Consider the following 26,766-nt stretch of genomic DNA (forward strand, 5'->3'; position numbering starts at 1 on the left):
TGACCCGAGTCAGCCGTCCTCTGCCGGGCGGGGAACGCTGCTGGTGGTGCCGACCCAGGTCCAGTCCCGGATTTCCGGCAGGTCCGTTCCGTGCCGGTCGATGTACAGCTTGTGCTCGACCAGCCTGTCGCGCATCCGCTGCTTCACGTAGTCGCCCCGTGCACCGAGTCGGGGCAGCCGGTCGATGACGTCCTGGACGAGGTGGAAGCGGTCCAGGCGGTTCTGCACCCGCATGTCGAAGGCGGTGGTGATGGTGCCCTCCTCGTTGTATCCGCGCACGTGCAGGTTTCGGTTGGTGCGGCGGTAGGTGAGCCGGTGGATCAGCGAGGGGTAGCCGTGGAAGGCGAAGACGATGTGCCTGTCCCTGGTGAAGAGCGAGTCGTAGTCCCGGTCACTGAGCCCGTGCGGGTGCACCGTGTCGGGCTCCAGCTTCATCAGGTCGACGACGTTGACCACCCGCACCCTCACCTCGGGCAGGTGCTCGCGCAGGATGGACACCGCGGCCAGGACCTCCAGGGTGGGGGTGTCGCCGCAGCAGGCCAGCACGACGTCCGGCTCCCCGCCCTCGTCGTTGCTCGCCCACGGCCAGATGCCCACACCCTGGGTGCAGTGCACGACGGCGTCCTCCATGGACAGCCACTGCGGCATCGCGCGCTTGCCCGCCACCACAACGTTCACGTAGTGCCGGCTGCGCAGGCAGTGGTCCATCACGGACAGCAGGCAGTTGGCGTCCGGCGGGAGGTAGATCCGCACCACGTCGGCCTTCTTGTTGGCGACGTGGTCCAGGAAGCCGGGGTCCTGGTGGGTGAAGCCGTTGTGGTCCTGCTGCCATACGTGGGACGCGAGGAGGTAGTTGAGGGAGGCGATGTCGCGGCGCCAGGGCAGCTGCTTGGTGACCTTCAACCACTTGGCGTGCTGGTTGAACATCGAGTCGACGATGTGGATGAACGCCTCGTAGCAGTTGAACAGCCCGTGCCGTCCGGTGAGCAGGTAGCCCTCCAGCCAGCCCTCGCACTGGTGCTCGCTGAGCATCGAGTCCAGCACCCGGCCCGAAGGGGCGAGGAACTCGTCGCCTTCCATGGTGCGGGCGTCCCACTGACGGTCGGTCTCCTCGAAGACCGCGCCCAGCATGTTGGAGAGCGTCTCGTCGGGGCCGAAGATCCGGAAGTTGCGGCGCTCCCCGTTGGCGGCGACCACGTCTCTCAGGAACCGTCCCAGAACGAGGGTGTCCTTGCCGCTGACCTCTCCGGGCGCGCGGACGTCCACGGCGTGGACTCGGAAGTCCGGCATCCGCAGGTCCCGCAGCAGCATCCCGCCGTTGGCATGCGGGTTCGCGCCCATCCGCCGCTCGCCCACCGGAGCGAGGCCGGCCAGCTCCGGCAGGAAGCGGCCGTTGTCGTCGAACAGCTCCTGCGCCCGGTAGCTCCGCATCCAGTGCTCCAACTGCCCGACGTGCTCGGGGTGGTCGGCGTCCACCAGCAGCGGTACCTGGTGCGAGCGGAACGTGCCCTCGACCTGCAGGCCGTCGACGGTCTTCGGCCCGGTCCAGCCCTTGGGCGAGCGCAGGACGATCACCGGCCAGCGCGGGCGGCCGGCGTCCGTGCGGGCGCGCGCGGTGTCCTGGATCTCCCGGATCTCCTCGACGGCCGTATCCATGGTCCGGGCCATGAGCTGGTGCATCGCCTCGGGTTCGTCGCCCGCCACGATGTGGGGCTCCCAGCCGCAGCCGCGCAGGAACTGCGTCAGCTCCTCCTCCTCGATGCGCGCCAGCACGGTGGGGTTGCTGATCTTGTAGCCGTTGAGGTGCAGGATCGGCAGCACCGCCCCGTCACCGACCGGGTCGAGGAACCTGGTGGACTGCCACGCTGTCGCCAGCGGCCCGGTCTCGGCCTCGCCGTCACCGATGACGCAGGCCGCGATCAGGCCGGGGTTGTCGAACACGGCGCCGAAGGAGTGGCTGAGCGAGTAGCCGAGTTCGCCGCCCTCGTGGATGGACCCGGGCGTGGTCGGCGCGACGTGGCTGGAGATCCCGCCGGGGAAGGAGAACTGGGTGAACAGCTTCCTCATCCCCGGCTCGTCCTGGCTGACGTCCGGATAGACCTCGCTGTACGTGCCCTCCAGGTAGGTGTGGCTCACCAGTGCCGGCCCGCCGTGGCCGGGCCCCGCGACGTAGACCATGTCCAGGTCGTACTTCTTGATGACCCGGTTCAGGTGCGTGTAGATGAAGTTCTGCCCCGGCGTGGTGCCCCAGTGGCCGACGACCAGCGGCTTCACATGCGACAGTTCCAGCGGTGTCTTCAGCAGCGGGTTGTCGTAGAGGTAGATCTGACCCACCGACAGGTAGTTGGCGGCCCGCCAGTAGGCGTCCATCCGGTGGAGCAGCTCCGGTGACAGCGCTGGTCCGGTCATGGCTCGGGGCTCCCGTCGGTCGGACGCGGCCGTGTCCCGCCGGTGCTGAGGTCGTGCGTACGGCTGGGGCCGGTGTTCGGCCGACCATCCGGCGACGAGCCACCCTCGCCCGGCTGCTGCCGGCGCGGACGGCTGCCCGGCTCGTGTGCGTGGGCGGTGGTGATGGTGGTGCCGGCGGCACCGGCGAGGATCGCGCTCGCATCGGGCAGCTGCCCGATGGCCGCCGGGTGGCCCGTGGCCGCCACGAAGTGCCGACAGGCCGCGATCTTGGGGCCCATCGACCCGGCGGGAAACTCCATGCCCGCCAGGTCGTCCAGGTCGAGGTGGCGCAGCGCGGTGGCCTGCGGGGTGCCGAAGTGTGCCATCACGGCGGGTACGTCGGTGAGGACGAGGAGCCGGTCGGCGTGGAGGGTGGTGGCGAGCAGGGCCGCGGTGGAGTCCTTGTCGACGACGGCTTCCACGCCGTGGAGCCGGCCGGAGCCGTCATCGGCGACCGGGGCTCCGCCGCCTCCGCCGCAGATGACGACCGAACCGGTATCCAGCAGGTGGGTGATCGAGTCCTGCTCGATGATCCGCTGCGGCTCGGGCGAGGGCACGACCCTGCGCCACCGGTCACCGTCCGCGGCGATGGTCCAGCCGTGCAGGTCGGCCAACTGTCGGGCGCGCCGGTGGTCGTAGACGGGGCCGACGAACTTCGTCGGCTCGGCGAACGCCGGGTCGCCCGGGTCGACGAGCGTCTGGGTGACGAGGCTGAGGACAGGCTTGGCCAGGCCGTCGTTGCCCAGGCACTGCGTGAGCCAGTAACCGATCATGCCCTGGGTCTGGGCGACGAGCGCATCCAACGGGTAGGGACGGGACAGCGCCGGGTCGCTCTCGCTTTCGAGGGAGAGCATGCCGATCTGCGGGCCGTTGCCGTGGCAGATCACCAGCTCGTGCCGGGCGGCCAGCGGACCGAGAGCCCGAGCGGCGGTGCGCACGTGCCCCAACTGGATCCCGGCATCAGGCCTCTCACCACGGCGAAGCAGCGCATTGCCACCGAGTGCGGCCACGATACGCATGTCAGGGCACCGTCACATACGCGCCCGCGGCCTCGGGCGCACACCGGGCGCCCGTCGCGACGCGGCACCGGCGGCCCAGCGCGGGAGCGGTGTCGGTGACCAGCTGTCGGGCTTGGCTACTCACGAGGCTCCTCCGCACGGCGTCCAGATTCCCGATGCCGCTGATGTCCGGTGCCGATCCCGGATGAGTGGGGCTGCCCGGTGGACCTGATCACAGCGCAGCCCGGGCGGCGAGCCGGCCGAGTCAACGCGACGGCCGCCTCCTGAGAAGTGACCGGCCAGCCGACTGGTCCGATGTACCCGGCTGTCCGACGTGACCACGGTGTCCGCCACTCACCGAGCCCTGCCCGGCTGCGAGCGGGGCCACTGCGAGTCGGCGTGATGGCGGAGGGCCCGGGGGGGCGACGACCGACCCGCTGCTTCGACGCTACCCGCGGCTTGTGGGTGCTGTCCACGCCAGCGGTTGCGCCCACGCCCCCGGTGCGAAGGACGCCGCCGACAGGAACAGGGCCTTCGCCCGGGCCGGGAGCGCCGGATGCGGGAACGTTTCAGACACCGGTAACGCCGAGGGCCACCCCCACCCCGTAGGTGACGGCCATCGCCAGCCCTCCGCCGAGAACGTTGCGCAGGATGGCCCGCCCGGGGGGCGCCCCTCCGAGGCGGGCGCTGACAGCCCCGGTGGCCCAGAGGGCCGCGAGGACGGCAGCAGCCGTGACCGGGACCCGGGACGACACCGGCAGCAGCAGGATGACCAGCAGAGGCAGCAGCGAGCCGGCGGTGAAGGACACGAAGCTCGCTCCTGCCGCCTGCCAGGCGCTCGTCAAGGCGTCCGGATCGAGCTTCAGCTCCGCGTCCGCGTGCGCGGCCAGCGGGTCTCTCTCGGTCAGCTGCTCGGCCACATCCCGCGCCAGTGCCGGAGGCAGCCCCTTGGCTTCGTAGAGACCGGTCAACTCGTCCAGTTCCGCCTCCGGCGCCTCCGCCAGTTCACCCTGCTCCACCAGCAGCGCGGCCCGTTCGGAGTCCCGCTGGCTGCTGACCGAAACGTACTCGCCCACCGCCATCGACATCGATCCCGCCAGCAGCCCGGCCAGCCCGGCCGTCAGCAGCGCGATGTGGGAGGTGGTCGCACCGGCCACACCGATCACGAGGCCCGCCGTGGAGACGACCCCGTCGTTGGCTCCGAGCACCCCGGCCCGCAGCCAGTTCAGACGGCGTCCCAGGGCACGACCGTGCGGCTCGTCCTGCTTGCCGGCCTGTCCTGCCACCGTCGGTACCTCCTCCCGCGCCGGCGGCACCGGCCGACCCGGGCGCGGCCTCGACGCGAGCCGGCACCGCGCCGTCGGCGGAACGGTCCCACCGGGCTCCGGGATCGCCCGCCCCGTGTGCGGAGAACCCTCGCGAACCCCGTCTGCTCCACTCTGGTCCCGCAGCGACGCGTCGGCCACCAGAGGCCGCGCCGAGGAGGCGTCCCGGTGAGCGCCGAGCCAGGCACCGGAGGGAAGAAGCGATCGACCCATGCGACCCTGGAGAAACGTAGCGCGCCCGGGTCTGTTCGGACTCCGTGCCCTCGCCGGGCGTGGCACGTGCCCAGAGGCGGCGATCCGTATGACACAGCACCACTCCCCCGCATCCCGTCGGCGTGCCGTCGCATGCCGAGAACGGTGACGGGCGGGACCGGGGACCACCCGCGATGAGCGCCGCGGCTCCCGTGCGGTCGGCCGGGCCCGCGGACGGGGTGGCAGCCTCGGCGGCACTGCTTGGGGAACAGGTTCTGCGCGGGCTCGACGTCAATGCCGAGGCGGGGTTGAGCTCCGGTGAAGCGGCCAGGCGCCGGGCCCGGTTCGGGCCCAATGCGGTCTCCTCGCACCGGGCCCGGTTCTTCCCTGTGCTGTGGCACCAGTTGCGCTCGCCACTGCTCGGGTTGCTGTTGGGCGCCGCCGTGGCATCGTTCCTGGTCGGCGAGCGCAGTGACGCCGTGATCATCGGGGTGATCGTGGCGGTGTCCGTGGGGCTGGGCTTCGTCAACGAGTACCGGGCCGAGAAGGCCGCCGAGGCGCTGCACTCGCAGATCCGCCACACGACGGTGGCGGTGCGCGACGGACGGGCGGTGTCGGTGGATGTCACCGCGCTGGTTCCCGGCGATCTGGTCGAGCTGCACCTGGGCGACATCGTCCCGGCCGACCTGCGGCTGCTGGAGGTCACGGGACTGGAGTGCGACGAGTCGCTCCTGACCGGCGAGTCGCTGCCCGTGGACAAGGGCACCGCCGCCGTCCCGGCCGGGACACCGCTGGCCGAGCTGTCCGGCTGCGCCCTGATGGGCACGGTGGTGCGCACCGGCGGCGCCCGGGGGGTCGTGGTGTCCACCGGGGCCCGCACCGAGTTCGGCAAGATCGCCGCCGGGCTCGGCACCCACCAGCTCGACACCGAGTTCCAGGTCGGCCTGCGCCGCTTCTCCCTGCTGCTGGTCTACGTCGCGGGCGCGCTGACCACCTCGATCTTCGTGATCAACGTGGCGCTGCACAAACCGATCATCGATGCCCTGCTGTTCTCGCTGGCCATCGCAGTCGGCATCACCCCGCAGCTGCTGCCCGCCGTCGTCTCCACCAGCCTGGCCGCGGGCTCGCGGCGGATGAGCCGCCGCAAGGTCCTGGTCAAACGGCTTGTCTGCATCGAGGACCTCGGCGACGTCGACGTCCTGTTCACCGACAAGACCGGCACCCTCACCCTCGGCCGGATCGACTACATGCGCGCCGTGCCCGTCGGCGCCGACGGTCCCGACACGGTGCTGCGATGGGGGCTGCTGTGCACCGAGAACGCGGCGCGGGACGAGCGGGACGTGGGCGGGAACCCGCTCGACCAGGCCCTGTGGCGCTCGCCCGCCGCCGCGGGCGAGCGGGCCGCGCTGGCGGGCTACACCTCGCTCGCGGTGCTCCCCTTCGACCACGAGCGCCGCATGGTCTCCGTCCTCGTGCGGGACACGGCCGGCGTATCGACCCTGGTCACCAAGGGTGCTCCGGAAAGCATCCTGGAACGCTGCGCCGACGTGCCCGCCGCAGCCCGTGACGCGCTGGCGGCGGAGTTCGCCGCCGGCAACCGGGTGATCGCGGTCGCCACCCGGCCCGGCGTCGCCGGATCGGGGCAGATCCGGCCGGCGGACGAGAACGGTCTTCAGCTGGCCGGGCTGCTCGTCTTCCTCGACCCGCCCAAACCGGACGCGGCCGCCGCACTCAGCAGGCTGGCCGCGCTAGGCATCTCCGTGAAGGTCGTCACCGGCGACAACGCCGCAGTCGCCGCCAAGGTCTGCCACGACCTCGGACTGGGTGGGGGCGAGGCCATGACCGGCGCCGAGGTGGACGCCCTGGACGACACCCGGCTGGCCGAGGCGATCACGAGCACCACCGTCTTCGCCCGGGTCAGCCCCGAAGCCAAGGCCCGCATCGTGCACGCCCAGCGGCGCAGCGGCGGTGGGGTCTCGTTCCTCGGCGACGGCGTCAACGACGCCCTGGCCCTGCACGCGGCCGACGTGGGCATCTCCGTCGAATCGGCCACCGACGTCGCCAAGGACGCCGCGGACGTGATCCTGCTGGAGAAGGACCTGGACGTGTTGGCCGACGGCGTGGCCGAAGGCCGGCGGATCTTCGCCAACACCATCAAGTACGTGCTGATGGGCACCTCCAGCAACTTCGGCAACATGTTCAGCGCGGCCAGCGCCTCGCTGTTCCTGTCGTTTCTGCCGATGCTGCCCTCGCAGATCCTGCTGAACAACCTGCTCTACGACACCAGCCAACTGGCCATCCCCACCGACAACGTGGACGAGGAACAGCTGCACAAGCCCTCGCACTGGGACATCGCCTTCATCCGGCGCTTCATGATCTGCTTCGGCCCGCTCAGCTCGGTCTTCGACTTCATCACCTTCGGCGTCATGCTCTGGGTCTTCCATTCCGGCCCGGCGCAGTTCCGCTCGGGCTGGTTCGTGGAGTCGCTGGCCACCCAGACCCTGGTGATCTTCGCGATCCGCACCCGGCGCATCCCGTTCTTCCGCAGTCACCCCAGCCTGCCACTGACGCTGTCGGCCCTCGGCGTCGTCACCGTCGGCACCCTGCTGCCCGCCACGCCACTGGCCCACACCCTCGGCTTCCAGCCGCTACCAGGGGCGTTCTTCGCCACCCTGGTCGGCATGATCATCGCCTACCTCGTCCTGATCGAGGTCGGCAAACGCCTCTTCTACGGCGCAGCCGCCAGCACCGTCCCGGCCCCGCCGCGCTACGGCGCCCTGCGCCACCTGCGGCGGCGCGCCGCATACTTCAGCACCGCGGCCCGCCAGCGCGCGGCCGCGTCCGGCACGCCACGACCCGCTTCCCCGCGCAACGTCGCGCAGCGCTTCGCGCCGTCCTCGCCGCCGGCGGGCAGTCGGCCGCCGGGACGGCCGCAGTAGGACTGCCGGCCCTCGGAGTCGAGGATCGACGAGCACGCGTGGAGCCGCTCGATGACGACCTTCTTCGTCACAGGCAAGTTGCCACCCGGCCGGGTCCGCGGAACGCTCCAGCACCCTGCCCGACCAGCAGGGTCGTTCACCTGGCGAGCCGCGACTCGATGCCCTCGGGCGCGCATGGGGGCAGCCGCCGCTCCCCGGTGAGGGGAGGGCCCGTCTCCGCCCCTCACCCGCCGCACCCGCCCCTGCGGCCGCCTCGCCCCACTCCCACTCCCACGCCCCAGCTCTTATGACAACAGCATTGACGTGTAACGGCGCCACCGGTTTCATGTCTCGCACCCCTCCCCCACACGAGCAAGGCGGTGATCCGTTGACACCGACGGTGAAGGCCACGGGCAACGCTCCGAGACCGGACGCGAGCAGCCCCCACGTCACCATGCACAAGTCCATCGGCCTGCTGGACGGGGCGACGATCGCCGCCTCCAGTACGGCGGCCACCAGCAGCATCGGCATCGGCCTGGGCCTGATGGCCGGAGTCGTCGGCCTGCACCTGCCCGCGATCATGCTGCTGGCCTTCCTGCCCGTGCTCGCCATCGCGGGCGGGTACGGGCGACTGAACGCCGTCGAGCCGGACGCCGGCAGCAGCTATCGCTGGGTGGGCCGAATACTCAACCCCTGGCTGGGCTTCCTCACCGGCTGGGTGAACACCGTCGGCACCGTGGTCTTCATGGCCTACACCACCACGGTCACCGGGTCCTCCATCATCCAGCTCCTCGACCTGGCCCACGTGCGCAGCGTCGCGGGCCTCCGCCTCGACGCCGACTCGACCGTCCAGTGCACCCTGCTCGGCCTGGTGGTCCTGGTCGGCGCGGCGCTGGTGGCGGTGCGCGGCCTGGACCTGGCCGCCCGGCTGCAGAAGGCGCTGCTGGTGTTCGAGTACGCGGTGCTGCTCGGCTTCTGCGGCTACGGGCTGTTCGCCGGCGACCAGCCGTTCTCGCTGCAGTGGTTCAACCCGTTCGACATCCCGTCCTTCGACGCGCTCGCCCAGGGCATGGTGCTGGCGGTGTTCTGCTACTGGGGCTTCGAGTCGGTGTTCAGCGTCGGCGAGGAGGTGCGCAGCCCCCGGGACGCCTCGCGGGGCGGCATGCTCGCCCTGGTGGTGATGCTGCTGCTCTTCCTGCTCGCCGGCACGGCCTTCCAACGGGTGCTGCCGATCGACGAGTTGGCCGACAACGGCGCGCACGGGCTCGCCTACTTCGGCACGACGCTCGCCCACCAGCCGCTGGCCGCCCTGCCGTTGATCGCGCTCATGTTCTCCGCGGTGGCCTCCCTGCAGTCGTCCGTGATCCCGACGGCGCGCGGAATGTACGCGATGGGGCGCGACGGCGTGCTCGGCCCGGTCTGGACCCGGCTGCACCCGAAGCACACGACGCCCGCCGTCGGCACGCTCCTGATCACCGGCATCGCGATGGCCCTCGCGCTGGCCTCGATCGCCATCCCCACCGTCAACGACCTGATCTCCGCCTCCGTCAACGCGATCGGCATCATCGTCGCGCTGTACTACGCGCTGACGGCCGTCGCGGCGGCCGTCCGGTTCCGGCACCTGCTGCGCAGCGACCCGTTGGAGGGACTGCGCGCGGTGGTCGGCCCGCTGCTGGGCGCGGCCGCGCTGCTCGCCGTCGGCGGCTATCTCGCCTGGTCGTTCTACGACTCCGCCGACCACTTCGAACTGGCCGCCGACAACGGGTGGTTCGAGCTGACCGTGACGGTGATGATGATCGTCACCGGACTGCCTGCGGCCGCCTGGGCCCGCTGGCGGCGGCGTTCGCCCTACTTCCTGCCCGACACCGACTGACAGCCCGTGGAAGCCACGAGAGAACGGAGCACCCCCATGCCCGAGGCCGATCTGGTCTTCACCCGCGGCCCGGTCCACACCGGTGACGCCGCCCGCACCCGGGCGACCAGCCTGGCCGTGACCGGCGAGCGGATCACCGCCGTCGGCCACGACGAGGTCCGGGAGCTGATCGGGCCGGGGACGGAGGTCGTGGACCTCACCGGCAAGCTGCTGCTGCCCGGATTCCAGGACGCTCACGTCCACGCGGTCTTCGGCGGCACCGAGTTGGCGGTCTGCGACCTCACCGGCACGGTCGGCGTCGCCGACTACTTGGAACGGATCCGCGCGTACGCCGACGCCAACCCCGGCCAGGCGTGGATCACCGGCAGCGGCTGGTCGATGGAGAGCTTCGAGGGCGGGCTGCCGACCCGGCAGCTGCTGGACTCCGTCGTCCCGGACCGCCCGGTGTACCTGACCAACCGCGACCACCACGGCGCCTGGGCCAACACCCGGGCCCTGGAGCTCGCCGGCCTCACCCGGGACACCCCCGATCCGGCGGACGGCCGGATCGAGCGCGAGCCGGACGGCACCCCGGGCGGCACGCTCCAGGAGGGCGCCACCGGCCTGGTCGCCCGGCTGATCCCGCCCTCCACCGCCGCCGACCGGCTGGACGGGCTGCTGCGCGCCCAGCGGCTGCTGCACTCGCTCGGCATCACCGGCTGGCAGGACGCGCTGCTCGGCGAGTTCAACGGCCAGCCGGATCCGTCCGACGCCTACCTGGCCGCCGCGCGCTCCGGCGCGCTGACCGCCCGGGTGACCGGCGCGCTCTGGTGGGACCGCGACCGAGGGGCCGAGCAGATCCCCGAACTGGTCGGGCGGCGTGCAGGGTTGAGCCACGGGCGGTTCCGGGCCGGCTCGGTGAAGATCATGCAGGACGGCATCGCCGAGAACTTCACCGCCGCTATGACCAGCCCGTACCTGGACGGCTGCGGCTGCGCCACCGCCAACTCCGGCCTCAGCTTCGTCGACCCGGCCGCGCTGCGCGGGTACGTCACCGAGCTGGACGCGCTCGGCTTCCAGGTGCACTTCCACGCCCTCGGCGACCGGGCCGTCCGCGAGGCGCTGGACGCGGTCGAGGCGGCCCGCGCCGCCAACGGGCGACGCGACACCCGCCACCACCTCGCCCACCTCCAGGTGGTTCACCCGGATGACCTCGACCGCTTCGCCCGGCTCGGCGCGATCGCCAACATCCAGCCGCTCTGGGCCGCGCACGAGCCTCAGATGGACGAGCTGACGATCCCGTTCCTCGGCCCGGAGCGCGCCGCCTGGCAGTACCCCTTCGGCGCCCTCCAGCGCGCGGGCGCCACCCTGGCGGCCGGCAGCGACTGGCCGGTGAGCAGCCCGGACCCGCTCGCCGGCATCCACGTGGCCGTCAACCGGAGCGAGCCGGGGGCCACCGACGGCCGGGTCTTCCTCCCCGAGCAGCGCCTCGACCTGGCCTCCGCCCTCGCCGCGTACACGGCCGGAACCGCCCACGTCAACGGCCATGACGACGCCGGCACCCTCACGACGGGCCACCTCGCCGACCTCGTCGTCCTGGACCGCGACCTCTTCACCGCCCCCGCCGAGGAGATCGCCGACGCCCGTGTCCTGCGCACCTACGTCGGCGGCCGGCTCGTCCACGCGGCGGACTGAGCCGCCCGGGGGTGAGTCGGTGCCCCGGCGGTCTCAGGGCACTGCCAGGATCCCCCGCACGAAGTGATGAAACGTACCCAGGAACGCGTAGGCCCCAGGGCTGCGTCGGCACCGTGACGGTCGCCGACGCGGCCGGGAGCGATCGGCCCGGCTGCGTCGGCCGCTTCGGATCCGGCAGCGCTCAGTCCGTCGCCCGCACTCAGCCCGTCGCCCGCGCTCAGCCCGTGGCCGGGAGGCGGGCCTCGGCGGCGTCGAGGAGGAGGTCGAGGGCGTAGGGATATCCGCTGCGGCGCATGTCGCTGGTGAGGAGGCGGGCGGTGGCGGCGATGTGCGGGTACGTGGTGGCGTCGAGCCGGGCGTAGGAGGCCTGCCAGACCTCCAGGTCGGCGGCCTGGGCAGCGGCGGGCAGGGCGAGGGCGGCGGCGTCGAGCGCGGCGAAGCCGAGGCTCTGGTCGACGAAGGCGTGGTAGATCCGGACGGCCTCGCGGTCGGGGAAGCCCGCCCCGCGCAGGACGCCGAGGATGGCCTCGACGGCGGCGATCTCGTAGGTTCGGCCGGTGGTGCGGTGGGCGGCGAGCAGCGCGGCCTGGGGGTGGGCCTGGTAGGCGGCGTGGATTCGCAGGCCGATGGCACGCAGGTCGGCGCGCCAGTCACCAGTGGCCTGCCAACCGTGCTGGGCGCGGCCGATGAGCTCGTCGGCGACGGCGAGCAGCAGGTCGTCGGTGCTGCGGAAGTAGCGGTAGACAGCGCTCGGATCGGCGCCGAGCGCGGTACCGAGCCGCCGTACGGTGAGCGCGTCGGCGCCGTGCTGCTCGATGAGCCGCAACGCGGTGTCGACGATCAGTTCCCTCGACAGGATGACGCCTTGCTTGGTGGGCCGCCGACGCTGCCGCCGGGGCTCGGGGACTACCCGTTCGCTCATGCCTGGCAGCTTAGGTCAACAGACTTGACTTAGGCCAGGGAAGGCCCGCATTTCCGCCCGGTCCGGCGCGAGCACGCCGACTGCGTCCTGGCCGCCGCCCTCCGGTTGCCCCGGCACCCCCGACTGAGCTGCTCCGGCCTTCTTGGAGTCCCTGATGTCTGGGTTTGTTACGATCCAGGCGCAAGGAGAACCACGAGCAGTGCCAGCACCACGCAAGTACCCCGATGAACTCCGTGAACGCGCCGTGCGCGAGGTCCGCTCGACCGGCCGCCCCGTCGCCCATGTGGCTCGCGATCTCGGCATCCACAAGGAGGCCTTGCGGTCCTGGGTCCCGCCGGTGATGGCGGAGCGACGGGGGTCGCGGGCGGCCACGGGTACGTCATCGTCACCTGGTAGTCCCCGACGAGCTGAGTGTCCGAGTCCTCCCAGACTCTGATGCTCGGCTCTGTCACAACCGGACCACTGGCGGTCCGCTGTACCCGGAGCAAATGCGCGCTCCTGGGATCGGAGCCTCGGATGCCGAGTACTTCCTTGGACCAAGCCGTTGCTGATGTCCAGTGAGGCTGCGCGCTGGACTCGGTGAATCAGACCCCGACCACGGACCCGGCCCTTCGCATGCCACGGGCGAGGTAGGCGCTGTCGACGGGGGCGGGATCGGGCAGATCGCCCACTGTCGCCAGCAGGTTGGCTCGGCCGTAGGTCCGGCTCTGCGTCATGAAGGAGGAAACCTGGGCGAGTTGGGTGGCTGCCAGGACCTCCACCGGGATTGGCGCGTGCAGGGCTGGAACTGTCTCCACGGCCAGGCCCGGATAGGCGAGTTCGAACGCACGCAGGAAGACACTCATGGAAGTGTTCTGCGGGTGGGTGACGTGCACGGTGCGCAGGCCCGTCGGCCGGTGGGCCGCGACGCGCACCATGGCGTGTGCGGCGTAGTCGACTTGGAGCATGTTGAGGGAGTCCTCGGGGTTGCTCCGGATTCGGACACGCAGTGCGCCGTCGCCGCCCGGCCGTGCCTGGGCGTCGGCGCCCAGGCTCACGTCGATCAGGCGAGCGAGGATCCCCAGGGTCTGGTTCGGCAGCCCATCGGGGATCACCTGGTCCAGTACGAGAAGGCTCGGACGCATGATGGTGACCGAGCGGCCGGTGTGTGCGGCCCACCTGCGGACCAGGCGCTCACCGTTGAATTTGCTTTCCTCGTAGTAGGTCTGGAAGCCTGCCTCCTCGCTCAGGTCGTCCTCCAGGATGTGGCCACCGCTCCGCCGCCCGGCCACGTAGGCAGTGCTGGTGTGGAACAAGTGCGCCTGGGGGGCCTGGTCTGCCAGCTCCAGCAGGCCACGGGTCCCGAGGATGTTGGTCCTGAACAGCGGAGCCGGATCACCCACGAGGGCGAGCAGGCCCGCGCAGTGCCAGATCGAGGTGAGCCCGTCGGCTGCCGCAGCGATCTCGCGGCGGCCGAGCCCCAAACTGGGCTTGGTGAGGTCGCCCTCGACGTAGCGCAGGCGGCCCAGGGAGCCGGCGGGCGGTGGATCGGGTTCCGCCGCAAGAACCGCCGCCTCGACGCGTTGACGCAGTGTCAGGGTATCCGCGCGTCCCAGGATCGTGATCACTGCCCCGTTCCCCTCGTCGAGCAACCGCCGCAGGACGCGGCATCCCAGGAATCCGGTGGCACCGGTGAACAGGATGGACAAGGATGGCTCCCAGGGTTCAGAACCGCCGCTGTCGGGACGGGCTGAGCGTGTTGCGGCGACGCCACCCTACGGCCCAGTGGTCTCCGCGAGTACGATCCGCTGCCTCCGCTACCTCCGTTTCGGCCGAGACCAGACGGGGCCGCTGCCCGAACCCGCAGTCAGGTCATGGTCGTTCGCCCACATCCTGACCTTGCGAGATCGACATGGTCTTCACTCGAACGAGCTTGCTCCGGCAACGCGGGCGCGGTGCGCACTCCGATGTGGTCGCGCGTCACACCCACGCCCCATCCGTGACTTTGTGCTGTCGATCAAATACCGTGAGTGCTTCGCCCGCATGAGGGCGACCGACTGGAGAACTCGCCACCCCAGGCATGGATGAGAAGGGCTCACATGCATCGGGACCGGGAACGCGCAGACCGGCAGGCCGTCGCCATCGTCGGGGCGGCCTGCCGCCTGCCGGGGGGCATCAACGGCCTGGACGAACTGTGGAATGCGCTGGAACAGGGCCGGGACCTGATCGGGTCGGTGCCTGAGGACCGCTTCGAGACCAGCCGCTTCGTCGACCCCTCGATGCCGCGCGTCGGCAAGAGCTACACGGCGGTCGGCGGTTTCCTCGACGATGTCGCCGGCTTCGACGCCGCCTACTTCGGCGTCTCACCCAAGGAGGCGGCACAGGTCGATCCGCAGCACCGGCTGCTGATGGAACTGGCGGCCGAGGCCCTGGACGACGCCGCCGTGGCCCCCGAGACGCTGGCCGGATCGGACACCGCCGTCTACGTCGGCATCTCCGACATGTCGTACGGCACTTTGCAGTTGTTGTCGCCGCGCACGGTCAACGCCTACACGATGTCGGGCAGTGCCAGCTCCATCGCTGCCAACCGCCTCTCCTACACTTTCGATCTGCGTGGTCCGAGCATGGCGGTGGACACCGCTTGCTCGTCCTCGCTGGTCGCCCTCGACCAGGCATGCCGGAGTCTGTGGTCGGGCACCAGCCGGGTCGCGGTGTGCGGAGGGGTGAATGTGCTGCTCTCCCCTTTCCACTACGTCGGGTTCTCACAGGCGTCCATGCTGTCGGCCCGTGGCAGGTGCGCTTCGTTCTCGGCCCAGGCCGACGGTTTTGTGCGCGCTGAGGGCGGCGTGGTGGTGCTTCTCAAGCGGCTGGACGATGCGCTGGCCGACGGGGACCGCCTGCACGGCGTCATCCTTGGCAGTGCCACCAACTGCGACGGCAGGACGATGGGTCTGGCCCTGCCCAATCCCCAGGCCCAGGAGGAGTTGCTGCGTCGGATCTACGCCGAGGCGGGCGTCGACCCCGACGAGTTGGTGTACTTCGAGGCGCACGGCACCGGCACCCCGGTCGGGGACCCGCTGGAGGCCCGGGCCATCGGCCGCGCCCTGGGGATCCGGCGCATCACCGGCGACCTCGGCATCGGCTCGGTCAAGAGCAACCTGGGACACCTGGAGCCCGCATCCGGACTGGCGGGCCTGTGCAAGGCGCTGCTGGTGCTCAAACACCGGGCTGTGCCCGCCACGCTGCACTGCGAGCAGCCGCATCCCGACGTGGACTTCGCGGGGCTAGGCCTGCGGATCGAGGTCCGCAACCGGGCGCTGCCCACCGATGGGCGTCTGGTGGTGGGGGTGAACTCCTTCGGGTTCGGCGGTGCGAACGCGCACACCGTGCTCGCCTCCGCTCCCCCCGTCCTGCCGCCCGGCGCGTCCACGGCACCGCCCGAGGGCCTGCCGGTGCTGGTCTCGGCGCGCACGGAACCGGCTCTGGCCGAGGCGGTGCGCCGGATGACGGCCCGGCTGGCCAGCGCCGCGCCACGGGAGTTCTACGACATCGCCTACACCTCGTGCAGGCGCCGCGGCAAGCACGAGCACCGCGCGGTGGTGCTCGCCCGCTCCACGGGGGACGCGGAACGCGGGTTCACCGCTCTTGCCACTACTGACGAAGCATCAACATCCCTTCAGCAAAAGGCTGATGGTGTGACGCACTCGGGTGGCGCCGCAGCCGTCGGCGGGTGGGAGCGCGGGGCGGGAGCACCTGCGGCCGGCGCGAGTGCCAAGGCGGTGGAGCGTGGCCGGGTGGTGTTCGTCTTCTGCGGCAACGGGTCGCAGTGGGCCGGGATGGGTACCGACCTCCTGGCGGGCGACTCGATCTTTCGCGAGACGGTGAACCGGGTGGACGCAGCACTGGCCCCCCTTCTGGGCTGGTCGGCGGCCGAGGCATTGGCCGCGCCGCCCGAGCAGTGGTGCCTGGACCTGACCGAGCGCGCACAACCACTGCTCTTCACGCTCCAGGTCGCCTTGGCGGCTGTGTTGCGCGAGCGAGGCATCGAGCCGGCGATGGTGCTGGGGCACAGCGTCGGTGAGGTAGCCGCGGCGCACTGCGCCGGGGCGCTCACCCTGGCCCAGGCCGCGCTGGTGATCGCCGAACGCAGCCGGTTGCAGGGCGCCACCCGTGGCGGCGGCAGGATGGCGGCGGTCGGGCTGTCGGCGGAGCGCGCGGCCGAGCGACTCTCCTCGTTCGGCGGCAGGCTGGAGATCGCGGGTGTCAACAGTCCGCAGGACGTCACCATCGCAGGCGACCCGCAGGCGCTGGCCGACCTCGGAAGGCAGCTGACCGGGCAGGCGGTGTTCTTCCGTGAACTCGACCTGGACTACGCCTTCCACAGCAGCTCCATGGACAGTCTGGCCGAGCCCCTGGGCGCCGCGCTGGCCGCGCTGGCGCCCTCCCCCGCCGCCGTCGCACTGCACTCCACCGTCACCGGCGCCAGGGCCGGGGGTACTGACCTGGACGCGGCGTACTGGTGGCAAAACGTGCGTCGGCCGGTCAGGTTCAGCGCGGCAGTGGAGCAGGCACTCGACGACGGGGGCGACATCCTGCTGGAGATCGGCCCCCACCCGGTGTTGCAGACCTACCTGCGGCGTATCGCCGCCACGCGCCCCCGAACCGCCGTCACGGTGCTGGGAACACTGCGCCGTGACGGGGACGGAGCCACGCAGCTCGCCACCACCCACGCAGCGCTGCTCGCCGCCGGAGCGGACATCGACTGGGGTCGGTACTTCCCCCGCCCGGGCCAGGTCACCGGCCTTCCCGCGTACCCCTGGCAGCGCGAACGCCACTGGGAGGGCACCCGGGAGTCCTGGATCAGCAGCAGCGGCGACGGCGTGCTGCGCCATCCGCTGCTGGGCGAGCGACTGCCTGCCCCGCTGCCGGTGTGGCAGGGCCCCATCGAACCGGTACTGCTGCCCTGGCTGGGCGACCACAGAGTGGCCGGATCGGTGGTGATGCCGGCCACCGGCTTCGTGGAGATGGCGCTGGCGGCCGGGCGGGCGGTCTGCGCCGGCCCGGTGGAGGTCGAGCATCTCGACCTCAGCCGCGCTTTGGTGATCCCCTGGGCAGACCCGTCCAGTGTCCGCGTGCAGCTGAGCCTCTCCCCGGACGACGGGACGGTGAGCATCACGAGCACCAACCACGGCCCCGGCCGCGCGGCCGACGCAGCGCGCCCGCACGCCCGCGCGAGGGTTCGCGCCTTGCTGCGGGACCGCCCCGAATCCCTTGATCTCAACACGGTACGGGAACGCTGCCCACGGTTGACGTCGGCCGACGAACACTACACGGCGTGCGCGGCGGCGGGATTGGCCTACGGTCCCGGCTTCCAGGTACTGCGCGAACTGCGCGTGGGTGAAGGCGAAGTCCTCGCCACCTACCACCACAGCACACCGGGCGATCCCTACACCGCACATCCCGCTCTGCTGGACGGCGCGCTGCAGGCAGGCGCCCCGCTGCTGGCGGGGCTGGTGACCGACGGGCACGCATGTCTTCCGGTCTCGATCGGGGCGGTGCGTCTCTGGGGCACTCTGCCCGAAACCGGTGTCGTCCGGGTACGCGAACGCACCCGGACCACCGAGGAGGTCTGCTGGGACATCACGCTCACCGACCAGGACGGCGTCGTCACCGCCGAACTCGACGGCTGTCGGCTGCGCCGTCTGGCAGTCACCGCGCGCGCAGGCATTGCCGTCTACCACACGGTGCTGCGCGCCGCCCCGCACAGCGACCTTCCCTGCGAACCGTCCCCCCTGCCACCCCCGCGGACCGTGCAACAGGCGGCGGCCGACCGGATCGCCGAGCTGCGATCCGACTGGCGGCGGTTTGGGCATGAGAGGTTCGTCCCACTGTTCAAGGAATGCAGCGCGCGCAGCATCGGCACCACGCTGGCCGCCGTACTGCCCGAGCCGTCCGCGCCCTTCGAACTGGACGATCTCGTGGCAGCCGGAATGCAACCGCGCTTCCGTCGCCTGGTCTCCCTGCTGATCCCCCTGTTCGTCCGGCACGGGGTGCTGGTTTGCGAACCGGACGGCCGGTGGCGGTTGACGGCAGCTGAGTTCCCCGTCGATCAGCTGGTCCGACAGATCGCCACCGAGCTACCCGCGTTCGTCACCGAGACCGCGCTCGGAACCCACCGATGGGCCCACCTCGAGCAAGTGCTGCGCGGCCGCACGGATCCCGTGGAGCTGCTGGGCTCCGAGCCCGTGGCCAAAGCCCTGGAGCAACTCCACGACACCGCCCCGGTCTCCCGCTTCCACAATCGCCTCACCCAGGCACTGCTGCGCGAGATGCTGCGCGACTGGCCGGTCGACCGTCCGCTGCGGGTCCTGGAGATCGGGGCCGGTACCGGGGGCACCACGGCGGCGCTGCTTCCGCTGCTGCCCGCGCAACGGACCCGCTACTGCTTCACCGATGTCTCCCCGCTCCTCTTCCCGCGTGCCCAGAAGCGCTTCGCTGCTTACGACTTCGTCGACTACCGGGTGCTGGACCTGGATGCGGACCCGCTCGGGCAGGGCTATCCGCAGCAGGGATTCGACGTGGTGGTGGCGGTCGACTCCCTGTACATGGCCAAAGACCTGACCGCGGCACTGCACAGGGTGGCCACCCTGCTCGCCCCGGGCGGCCAGCTGCTGATCGGCGAGTCGCACGACCCGGAGATGCTCGCCCTTTCCCTCGGTACCCCGGACAGCTTTCACACCGGTACCGACACCGAGCTGCGGCCCGACTTCCCGCTGCTGTCGCGCGAGCAGTGGCCCGCCCTGCTGGAGCGGTGCGGCTACCGCGACATCGTGCAGACCGGCCATGACCGCAAGCCCACCCGCGACCACCGGAGCGTCCTGCTCGCCGGTGCCCCTACGCCCGAGTCGGCGGCACCGCCCGCACTGCCCACCGCGCCGGCGGGAGCGGTGTTCGTCATCGCGTCCGAGACCGTGGGCCAGGACCCCTTGGTCCACGCCCTGGCCGACACGCTGACCGCTGCGGACGCAGCAACCGTGCGCGTCATCCGGGCCGAAGCCGAACCATCCGCCTGGGACCGGGCCCTGTCCGCCGCGACCGCCCCGCCCGAGACCGGCCTCAGCACTCCAGTGATCGACTCCGTCGACATCGCACTCCTCCTCGGCGGCTCGCCGCACAACGAACCCTCGTCGCAGAACGACCCTGCGGACCAGGTCGTCCAGGCAACCAGGCACACGGAGTTGCTGCGTGTGGTCACGGCCGCCTGCGCACGTCTGCCGCGCGAGGTCGGTGCCCGGCTGTGGCTGGTGACCCGCACGAGCGGCGCCGTGCCCGCCCTGGCGCGGATCACGGATCCCGTCCACGCCGCCGCGTGGGGCGTGGCGCGCTGCCTGGCCAACGAGCACCCGGACCTGGACGGACGCCGCATCTGCCTGGAGCCCGGCGCCGACCCGGTCTCCGACGCGCGACGGCTGGCCCGCGAACTACTCGGTCCCGGCACCGAGGACGAGGTCGTGCTGACCGCGGGCGGCCGGTTCGTCCCGCGCGAGCAGCACCGACCAGTGGCCGGGCCGACGCGGGAAGCGGTCCCGTTCGCGCTGAGGTCGCGCAACCCCGGCCTCTCCTACAACCTGTCCTGGGAGGAGGTCCGACGCCCGCAACCGGGGCCCGGCGAGGTCGTCATCGAGGTGCGGGCCGCCACGCTGAACTACCGCGACCTGATGCAGGTCACCGGCCTGCTTCCGGCGGCGGTCATCGAGGGAACGCCGTCCGAGAGCGGTCTCGGCCTCGAATGCGCCGGCGTCGTGACAGCCTGCGGCTCCGGAGTGACCGGCCTGCGGCCGGGTGACCGGGTCGCCGGCATGGCGGCTGCCTCGCTGTCCTCGCACACCGTGGCCCGCGCTTCGCACCTGTGGCCCATCCCGGCGGGCCTCAGCTATGACGAGGCCGCCACCACGCCCGTGGCCCTCGCGACCGTCGTCTACAGCCTGTTCCGCCTGGCCCGGATCCAACCGGGCGAAACGGTCCTGGTGCACGGGGCCGCCGGCGGAGTCGGGCTGGCGGCCGTCCAGTACGCCAGGGCACACGGCGCCACGGTGATCGCCACCGCCGGCAGCGACCTCAAACGCGCCTATCTCCACGCGCTGGGCATCGACCACGTGCTGGACTCGCGCAGCCTCGACTTCACCGACCAGGTCCTCCAGATCACCGCGCACCGGGGCGTGGACATCGTTCTCAACTCACTCGCGGGCGAGGCGATCACCCGCAGCCTGGAACTGCTGCGCCCGGGCGGCCGGTTCCTCGAACTGGGCAAACGCGACATCCACGAGAACAAACCGCTGCTGCTGCGCCCTTTCGGCAACAACATCGCCTTCTTCGGGGTGGACCTCAACGCGATCCTCGATGTTCCCCGGGAGATCGACCTGGTCGTCGCCGAGGTCGGCCGGCTGCTGCGCGAGGGGCGGTGCCACCCGCTACCACATGCCGCATTCCCCGCCGCCCGGGTCGCCGACGCCTTCCGGCTCATCCAGCACTCCCGGCACATCGGCAAGGTCGTCGTCACCTTCAGCCCCCTGGACGAACCCCCGGCGGTCGAGCGGATCACGCGCACGCCCACGCTCGACCCCCAGGCCACCTACCTGGTGTCCGGTGGGCTGGGCGGCTTCGGTGCAGCCACCGTCGGCTGGCTGGCCGGCCTCGGCGCCCGGCACCTGGCCCTGGTCGGACGCCGGGGTACGGACAGCCCGGAGGCCGGCGCCATCCTGTCCGCCCTTGCCGATCGCGGGGTCACCGCAACCGCCTTCGCCGCCGACACGACTGACCCGGAGACCATGCGGGCCGTGGTGGCCGCGATCGATGCCGACGGTCACCCGCTGCGCGGCGTGGTCCACTGCGCGATGCACCTGGACGACGACGCGCTCGTGGACCTCGACGAGCAGCGCATCGCCGCCGTGCTGAAGCCCAAGATCGGCGGGGCCGCCGTCCTGGACGCACTGACCCGGGACCGCGACTGCGACCTGTTCCTGCTCTACTCCTCCGGCAGCGCCATGGTCGGCAACCTCAGGCAGAGCACGTACGCCGCGGCCAACCTCTACCTCGAAGCCCTGGTCCGCCGACGACGACAGGAAGGACGCAGCGGGCTCGCGATCGCCTGGGGAGCCATCAGCGAGACCGGCTACGTCACCCGCAACAACCTGACCGAGGCCCTCAGCAGTCTCGGCATCGAACAGGTCCGCCCGACCGAGGCGTTCACCGCCGCAGAACGACTTCTCGACGCCCGCGCCGTCGTCGCGGGCGTGGGCCGCTACAACTGGGCCAAGGCCGGCGCGATCCTGAAGCTGGCGACCAGCCCGCGAATGACGGGGCTGGCCCCCGCCTGCGACGATCAGGACGGCGTCAGCCGTACGGAGCTCATCCGCGGACTGGCCGGCGAGCAGCCGCTGGTCTTCCTGACCAAGAACCTGACCGAGCTACTGGGCGCAGTACTTCAGATGGATCCCGAACAGTTCGACCCCCATCGTCGGCTCGACGCGTACGGCCTGGACTCGCTGATGGCGGCCGAGCTACTGATCTCGCTCCAGCAGCGCTACGGCGTGGACATCCCGCCCATGGAACTTCTGCGTGGCAACGCGACGATCGCGGACATCGCCCAGCTCGTGCAGCTGCGGCTGGGTCTTGGCCCCGCCCCGGACGGTTCGGCCGCCGACTTCACCGCTGTGACCGCGCCGGTGCCCCGAGAGGCACAGCCCAGTACCAACGCGCCCGTACTCGCAGCCCTGCCCTTCCCGCAGCAGCCGCCCGCCGCAGCTCCCAACGGCGCGGTCACCAACACCTGATGACCCGCCTGCTATCCGGGAAGCCGATCCAGTCGTACCGGGAGCCCGTCCGCGAAGCAGTGCAGGACGGAGAAGTCGAAGGCCCGTTCGCGGTCTTCCCGGATGCTCCAACGGAACGTCGTCAACAGGTGATACATGATGGTCCTCATCTGCCCCTCGGCGAGGTGAAGGCCGATGCACTTGTGCACGCCGTTGCCGTAAGGCATCAGAAGGTCGCGTTGCCGACCGGTGGTGCGGCCTGCCGGATCGAAACGGTCAGGGGCGAAACGGTCGGGGTCCGGCCAGATCTCGGGCAGCCGCTGGGTGAGCATGATCTGCGCCGCCACGAACGTGCCGGCTGGAATGCGGTGCCCGAGGATCTCGGTGTCCCGCGTCGCTGCCCGCGGGATGATGAAGACCGGTGGCAGCAGACGGAGTGTCTCCTTGAGCACCCGGTCGAGGTCCTTGAGCCGGTCCGTCGGCGCGAGGCCGAGTTCCGGGGTCCCGGCCGACAGGCACTCGGCGCGGACCCGGTCCTGCCACTCGGGGTGCCTGGCCAGGAAGTAGCAGGCGGAGGCAAGCGTGTTGGCCGTCGTGCCGTAGGAGGCGATCAAGAAAGCGACGAGGAAGTTGGCGAGGCTCCGGCCGCCGTGGGCGGCTTCGGGCAGCGTGGCGAGGCGGGCGAGCAGATCGCCGCTGGTGCCCTGCTTGGCCGTGATCATCTCCCCGAAGTACGTCTCCAGTGTCGCCCGCTGTTTGGCGGCACGGGCCCACAGACTCCCCGGCAGAGGGATGCGCAGGGGTGACACAGCGGCCTTGCTGATGGCCTTGAACCCTTCGTTGAGTTCTTCCAGCCTCCCGATCTCGCACGTGCTGGTGAACTCCTGGAGCGAGAGGCCCACCATGAGCCGTTCCAGGGCGGACTGCAGTCGGAACCCGTCGCCGGTCTGCCAGGTGTCGGTCTGAGCTCTGGTGAATGCGGCCGAGTTCTCCACGTGGCCGCGCACGCTGTCGCGGCTGAAGGCGCTCTGAATGATCCGCCGCCAGTACAGGTGTTCAGCCGCGTCCATCGAGGACAGTGCGTCCGGGAGCAGCGAGCCGACCACCGGGTTCCAGCCAGGGCCGCTGGCGAACACCCGGTCGTGGTTGGCCAGTACCGGCGCCACGGCTTCGGGACCGGCCAGGAAGACGGCCCGGTTGCCGACGATGGTGGCACGGGACACCGGCCCATAGCGCCGGTAACGCTTCATCCCCCAGCCGACCGGGTCGCTTCTGAAGGCGAGGGACTGCCCGAGGAACGGGAAGCCGGAGTTCCCCGGGATGCCCCGCCATGAACCCGCGCGCCCGTGGCGGCCGGGTACGGGCCGGAGGGCTGTGTCCGGCGTCGGACTGGACACAGGACAGCGAAGCGGACTCATCACTCAGATCACTCGCCCCTGGAACGGCACCGCGCGGTCGGGCTCGCGTCGGGCGGCATACCAGCCGACCGCGCGTAGCATGACCTTGTGCTGGGTGTGCGGCCAGTGCCGTGCGTTCGCGTTCCAGGCCAGTTCGACCAGCTGTTCGGCTTCGTTCTCGCAGGCCGCTACCGCCCCGCAGTCCCGCAGGGCGCGGCTGGCCGCTTCGATCGACCGGGAGTCTGTGGCGCCGCCACGGACTCCCGCCCACAGCGCGCGCAGGGCGCTCGGCGGCATCAGGCCCACGGCGTGGGCAAGCGGCATGGTGACCTTCCCCTGATGGAGGTCGTCGCAGGCTCGTTTGGCTGCGCGGCCGTGGGCCCGGTCGGCTGCCGTGGTGACGCCGTACAGGTCGGCCACGTCGTCGCTGATCTGGTAGGCGAGCCCCATCGCTTCGAAGTAGTCGCCGGTGGCGCGGATCTGGTCCCGGTCGGCTCCGGCCAGCAGGGCCGCGATCTCGCACGTGCCTCGGGCGGGGATGCCGGACTTGAGGCGATGAGTGGTGCGCAGGCGTTCGAGCAGGAGGGTCGGGTCACCGGAGTCGACCGCGTGGTCCATCGCCGCGGTATGCCCGGCGATGTCCAGCGCCTGCCCGGCGTGGCCGGCTCGAAGCCCCCGCAGATAGACCTCGTAGATCCGCAGACGCAGCTCGGGGTCGTCCGCAACAGTGTCGCGCAGCACCCGGTCGAAGGCGAAGTAGGCGGCGGTACCGGCGTTGATCGCGAGAGCCTGGCCGTACACCGTGTGGGCTGCGGGCCGCCCCCGTCGCAGTGGCGAGCTGTCCTGGACGTCGTCGATGATCAGGGAGCCGATGTGCAACAGCTCGATGGCGGCGAGCAACGGCCGGTAGCGGTCGGCGCCGGTGCCGAACATCTCCAGGACGGCGGCGGCGCTGTACGGCCGCCAGGTCTTCCCTCCGACGTCGGAGAGGTGACGCACCGGCGCCGAGAGGGCCGCCGCCAGATCCCGTCGACAGCTGTCGTCCAGGGATTCGCCGCCGCGCAGGCCCGCCATGGAGTGCACGGACGCGCGGTCGCAGGCATCGGGGTACAGGGCCCGGATCTCCTCCCGGACCACCCGGCCGATGCTGCTCATGTGACGCTCCAGGTTGACCAGGCCGCCGTCCGGCTCGGTCACCGCGAAGGCGTCCCCGCCGACCGGCCGGTGACCCAGTGAGCCGTGCACTGTCGCATGACCGCGCCAGCCCACGCCCGTGAGCAGCGACCGCGACTCCTGCTCGGGTACACGCGCCTGCACCGTCAGGTCCAGCGCCAGATCCGGAACCCTCAACCGCCACCGGACGGGGTAGACGTTGAGGGTCGCCAACGATGTCCAGGTCTCCTCCGTGCTGACCGTGCAGGTGTGTACACCGAGCCGCCCGTCCGGCGCGGTCGCGCGCAGGAACCGCTGATGGGGCCCCGGCCCGTCCGCGACCGAGCAGCTGTCCAGGTCCAGGTGCCAGCCGTTGTCCAGGTAGAGGGACAGCTCGTTCCCCGCCGTGTCAGCAGCCGCCCCTGGCCCGAGGGATTCATCACTGGGCTCCTCGTACCAGGCGGTGCCGGTGGCGGTGGTCGGGCTACCGTCGCGCCCGGTGAACGTCGCGACCACGCCCGAACCGCGCCACCTCTGCCCGTCGAAACAGGGGAGGAACTCCAGAAGCACGTCGAGCCCTTGTGCTTCGTCCGCGAGTCGGAGACGCCAGGATCCCTCCGCCGGGGATTCGAACGCGCCGACGGGGCCGAAGTCGAGCTTCCCGTCCGGTGCCGTGGTGACCGGATGGCTGAACAGCCGGTCCGGCAGGGTCGGCACACCCGTCGCCAGTGCGTCGTCGAACGCGGCCCGCACCCGCCGGTCCACCGAGGTGTCGTGAGCGAGCGCCGTCCGGCAGGCCCGCAGGGCAGGGCCGTCCAGCCACGAACTGCGGGCGAAGGCACGGCCGGTGATGTCGGTCGTGCCGCACGAAAGCGTGGTGCGGACGGGTCCGGGCACCTGCGGTTCGCCGCTGCGGACGAACGTGACCTCGAAGGCGTACTGGTCCCCCTGCGGTGTCCGTACCAGGGCACGCACGCGCCACCGGTCCGCCCACCGTGGCGCCGGCTCCGCGTCCGCCCGCCTGTTCCCGCCGGTGGCGGTCGTGGTAACGGGAACCTCCACAAGCCTGCCCATGTTCAGCTCGACTCCGCACACGTATCAAGGTTCTGCCACGCCGCACCCTAGGTCGCCCTGGGCTTCCCGGGGACAGGTTCGGCAAGCGGGCCCGCAGACATCACCCCGATGGCCGACCTCCCCCGGGTGACAGCCACCGCGACGACCACCCACAGGACTTGGGTCGACCCGCCCGAGCGCCGAATCAAAACAGAAAGTAATGGAATGGATACTCTCTGAGAGCGGTGGGCCAGCGGGCCTGCCGAGCCTCGGAAGGAAGAGCCATGGTTTTCGAGAAGCGGCCGGCCCCGGAGGGCCCGAAAGCCGAGCCCCCCGTCGGCGGCCAGCGCTCACGCCTGCTCAGGATCGGGTCCGTCGCCCTCCTGCTGACGGTCGGGGTCGGCGCTGCCTGGCAGGCCCGGGCCCAGTCGCATACGCCTGCGCACCGGGTGCTGATCGGAGCGGAGGACGAGACCTGCAAGGCGACTTACACCCTCCATTTCTCGCCGGGCATCACCCCTACCCCCACCACCCAGACGGTCACCGGCGCGGGCACCTTCCAGAACTGCGCCTCGCCCGACGGGTCCGCCGGAACCGCCCACCCCGTGTCCTTCACCGTCGGAACCGGCACCAGCGTCCTGGGTTGCAGCGGCACGTTCCCGCTGACCCGCACCAACAAAGTCACCTGGAGCGACGGGACGACCAGCACGGTGGACGTGCACGACACAGTCGCCATCGACTCCACCAAACCGATGGGCACCCAGATCACCGACGACTCCGACGGGACCCAGGTCACCGCCGGCAGGGACGTGGGCGACTCGGTCTCCCTCTCGCAGACGGTGCAGTCCCTCACCGGAGCCTGCACCAATGCCTCACCGGTCACCGCCATGACCGGCGTGATCGGCGGCGAGGCCCACGCCTTGCTCTGAGAGGGTGTTCGATAGGGGATTCCCCCCAACTGTCCGGCTTTGGTTCTTGCGGCACGGACTCGTTTTCAGGATCTCGTGGCGGCCGGGTCCGTGT

General features: G+C 71.1%; 13 protein-coding genes. 6 read left to right on the plus strand and 7 right to left on the minus strand.

The genetic code is table 11. The annotated features are described in order from the left end of the window. Positions 1-9: 9 nt before the first annotated feature. From AB0P03_RS24895 to AB0P03_RS24905, 3 genes are all read right to left on the minus strand, one after another. Positions 10-2,409 (minus strand): phosphoketolase family protein, encoded by a 2,400-nt coding sequence (locus AB0P03_RS24895; protein WP_363581185.1) that lies wholly within the window; start codon positions 2,407-2,409, stop codon positions 10-12. Then, the gene (locus AB0P03_RS24900; protein WP_363630811.1) at positions 2,406-3,467 is read right to left on the minus strand and encodes a carbamate kinase; all 1,062 of its coding nucleotides are present in this window, start codon (positions 3,465-3,467) and stop codon (positions 2,406-2,408) included. Before AB0P03_RS24900 ends, AB0P03_RS24895 begins: the two co-directional genes overlap by 4 nt. A gap of 548 nt (positions 3,468-4,015) precedes the next feature. Beyond that, positions 4,016-4,732, minus strand: coding sequence for a VIT family protein (locus AB0P03_RS24905; protein WP_363581181.1), 717 nt, complete (start codon positions 4,730-4,732; stop codon positions 4,016-4,018). A gap of 425 nt (positions 4,733-5,157) precedes the next feature. On the opposite strand from AB0P03_RS24905, the gene mgtA reads away from it, so the two are divergent. From mgtA to AB0P03_RS24920, 3 genes are all read left to right on the plus strand, one after another. Next, positions 5,158-7,902, plus strand: a complete 2,745-nt coding sequence (gene mgtA, locus AB0P03_RS24910) for a magnesium-translocating P-type ATPase (RefSeq protein ID WP_363630813.1) — start codon at positions 5,158-5,160, stop codon at positions 7,900-7,902. Between the two features lie 433 nt (positions 7,903-8,335). Beyond that, a complete protein-coding gene (locus AB0P03_RS24915) occupies positions 8,336-9,754 on the plus strand; it encodes an APC family permease (protein ID WP_363581308.1) in 1,419 nt (472 codons plus the stop codon). A 36-nt stretch (positions 9,755-9,790) separates the two neighbouring features. After that, a complete protein-coding gene (locus AB0P03_RS24920) occupies positions 9,791-11,428 on the plus strand; it encodes an amidohydrolase (RefSeq protein WP_363630815.1) in 1,638 nt (545 codons plus the stop codon). 217 nt (positions 11,429-11,645) lie between these two features. On the opposite strand, the gene AB0P03_RS24925 is transcribed toward AB0P03_RS24920, so the two are convergent. Further along, entirely contained in the window at positions 11,646-12,350 is a 705-nt protein-coding gene (locus tag AB0P03_RS24925; protein ID WP_363581175.1) for a TetR/AcrR family transcriptional regulator, read from the minus strand. 154 nt (positions 12,351-12,504) lie between these two features. Here AB0P03_RS24925 and AB0P03_RS24930 point away from each other — a divergent pair, with 154 nt between their 5' ends. Continuing rightward, complete coding sequence (locus AB0P03_RS24930) at positions 12,505-12,786, plus strand: transposase (RefSeq protein WP_363581173.1); 282 nt, start codon at positions 12,505-12,507, stop codon at positions 12,784-12,786. Positions 12,787-12,934: 148 nt separating this feature from the next. Here the strand turns inward: AB0P03_RS24930 and AB0P03_RS24935 are convergent, their stop codons facing one another. Beyond that, positions 12,935-14,038: an SDR family oxidoreductase gene (locus AB0P03_RS24935; RefSeq protein WP_363630817.1), complete on the minus strand. Its 1,104-nt coding sequence runs from the start codon at positions 14,036-14,038 to the stop codon at positions 12,935-12,937. A 390-nt stretch (positions 14,039-14,428) separates the two neighbouring features. On the opposite strand from AB0P03_RS24935, the gene AB0P03_RS24940 reads away from it, so the two are divergent. Beyond that, complete coding sequence (locus tag AB0P03_RS24940; RefSeq protein WP_363630819.1) at positions 14,429-22,162, plus strand: SDR family NAD(P)-dependent oxidoreductase; 7,734 nt, start codon at positions 14,429-14,431, stop codon at positions 22,160-22,162. An 11-nt stretch (positions 22,163-22,173) separates the two neighbouring features. Here AB0P03_RS24940 and AB0P03_RS24945 read toward each other — a convergent pair whose 3' ends face one another. Next, entirely contained in the window at positions 22,174-23,364 is a 1,191-nt protein-coding gene (locus AB0P03_RS24945) for a cytochrome P450 (RefSeq protein WP_363630821.1), read from the minus strand. Between the two features lie 198 nt (positions 23,365-23,562). After that, positions 23,563-25,665 carry a polyprenyl synthetase family protein gene (locus AB0P03_RS24950; RefSeq protein ID WP_363630823.1) on the minus strand — a complete coding sequence of 701 codons (2,103 nt, stop codon included), beginning with the start codon at positions 25,663-25,665 and terminating at the stop codon, positions 23,563-23,565. A 362-nt stretch (positions 25,666-26,027) separates the two neighbouring features. On the opposite strand from AB0P03_RS24950, the gene AB0P03_RS24955 reads away from it, so the two are divergent. Next, complete coding sequence (locus tag AB0P03_RS24955) at positions 26,028-26,672, plus strand: hypothetical protein (RefSeq protein ID WP_363581161.1); 645 nt, start codon at positions 26,028-26,030, stop codon at positions 26,670-26,672. Positions 26,673-26,766 lie beyond the last annotated feature (94 nt).

The organism is Kitasatospora sp. NPDC088779 (assembly GCF_040685395.1).
In the GTDB taxonomy this organism is placed as follows: Bacteria; Actinomycetota; Actinomycetes; order Streptomycetales; family Streptomycetaceae; genus Kitasatospora.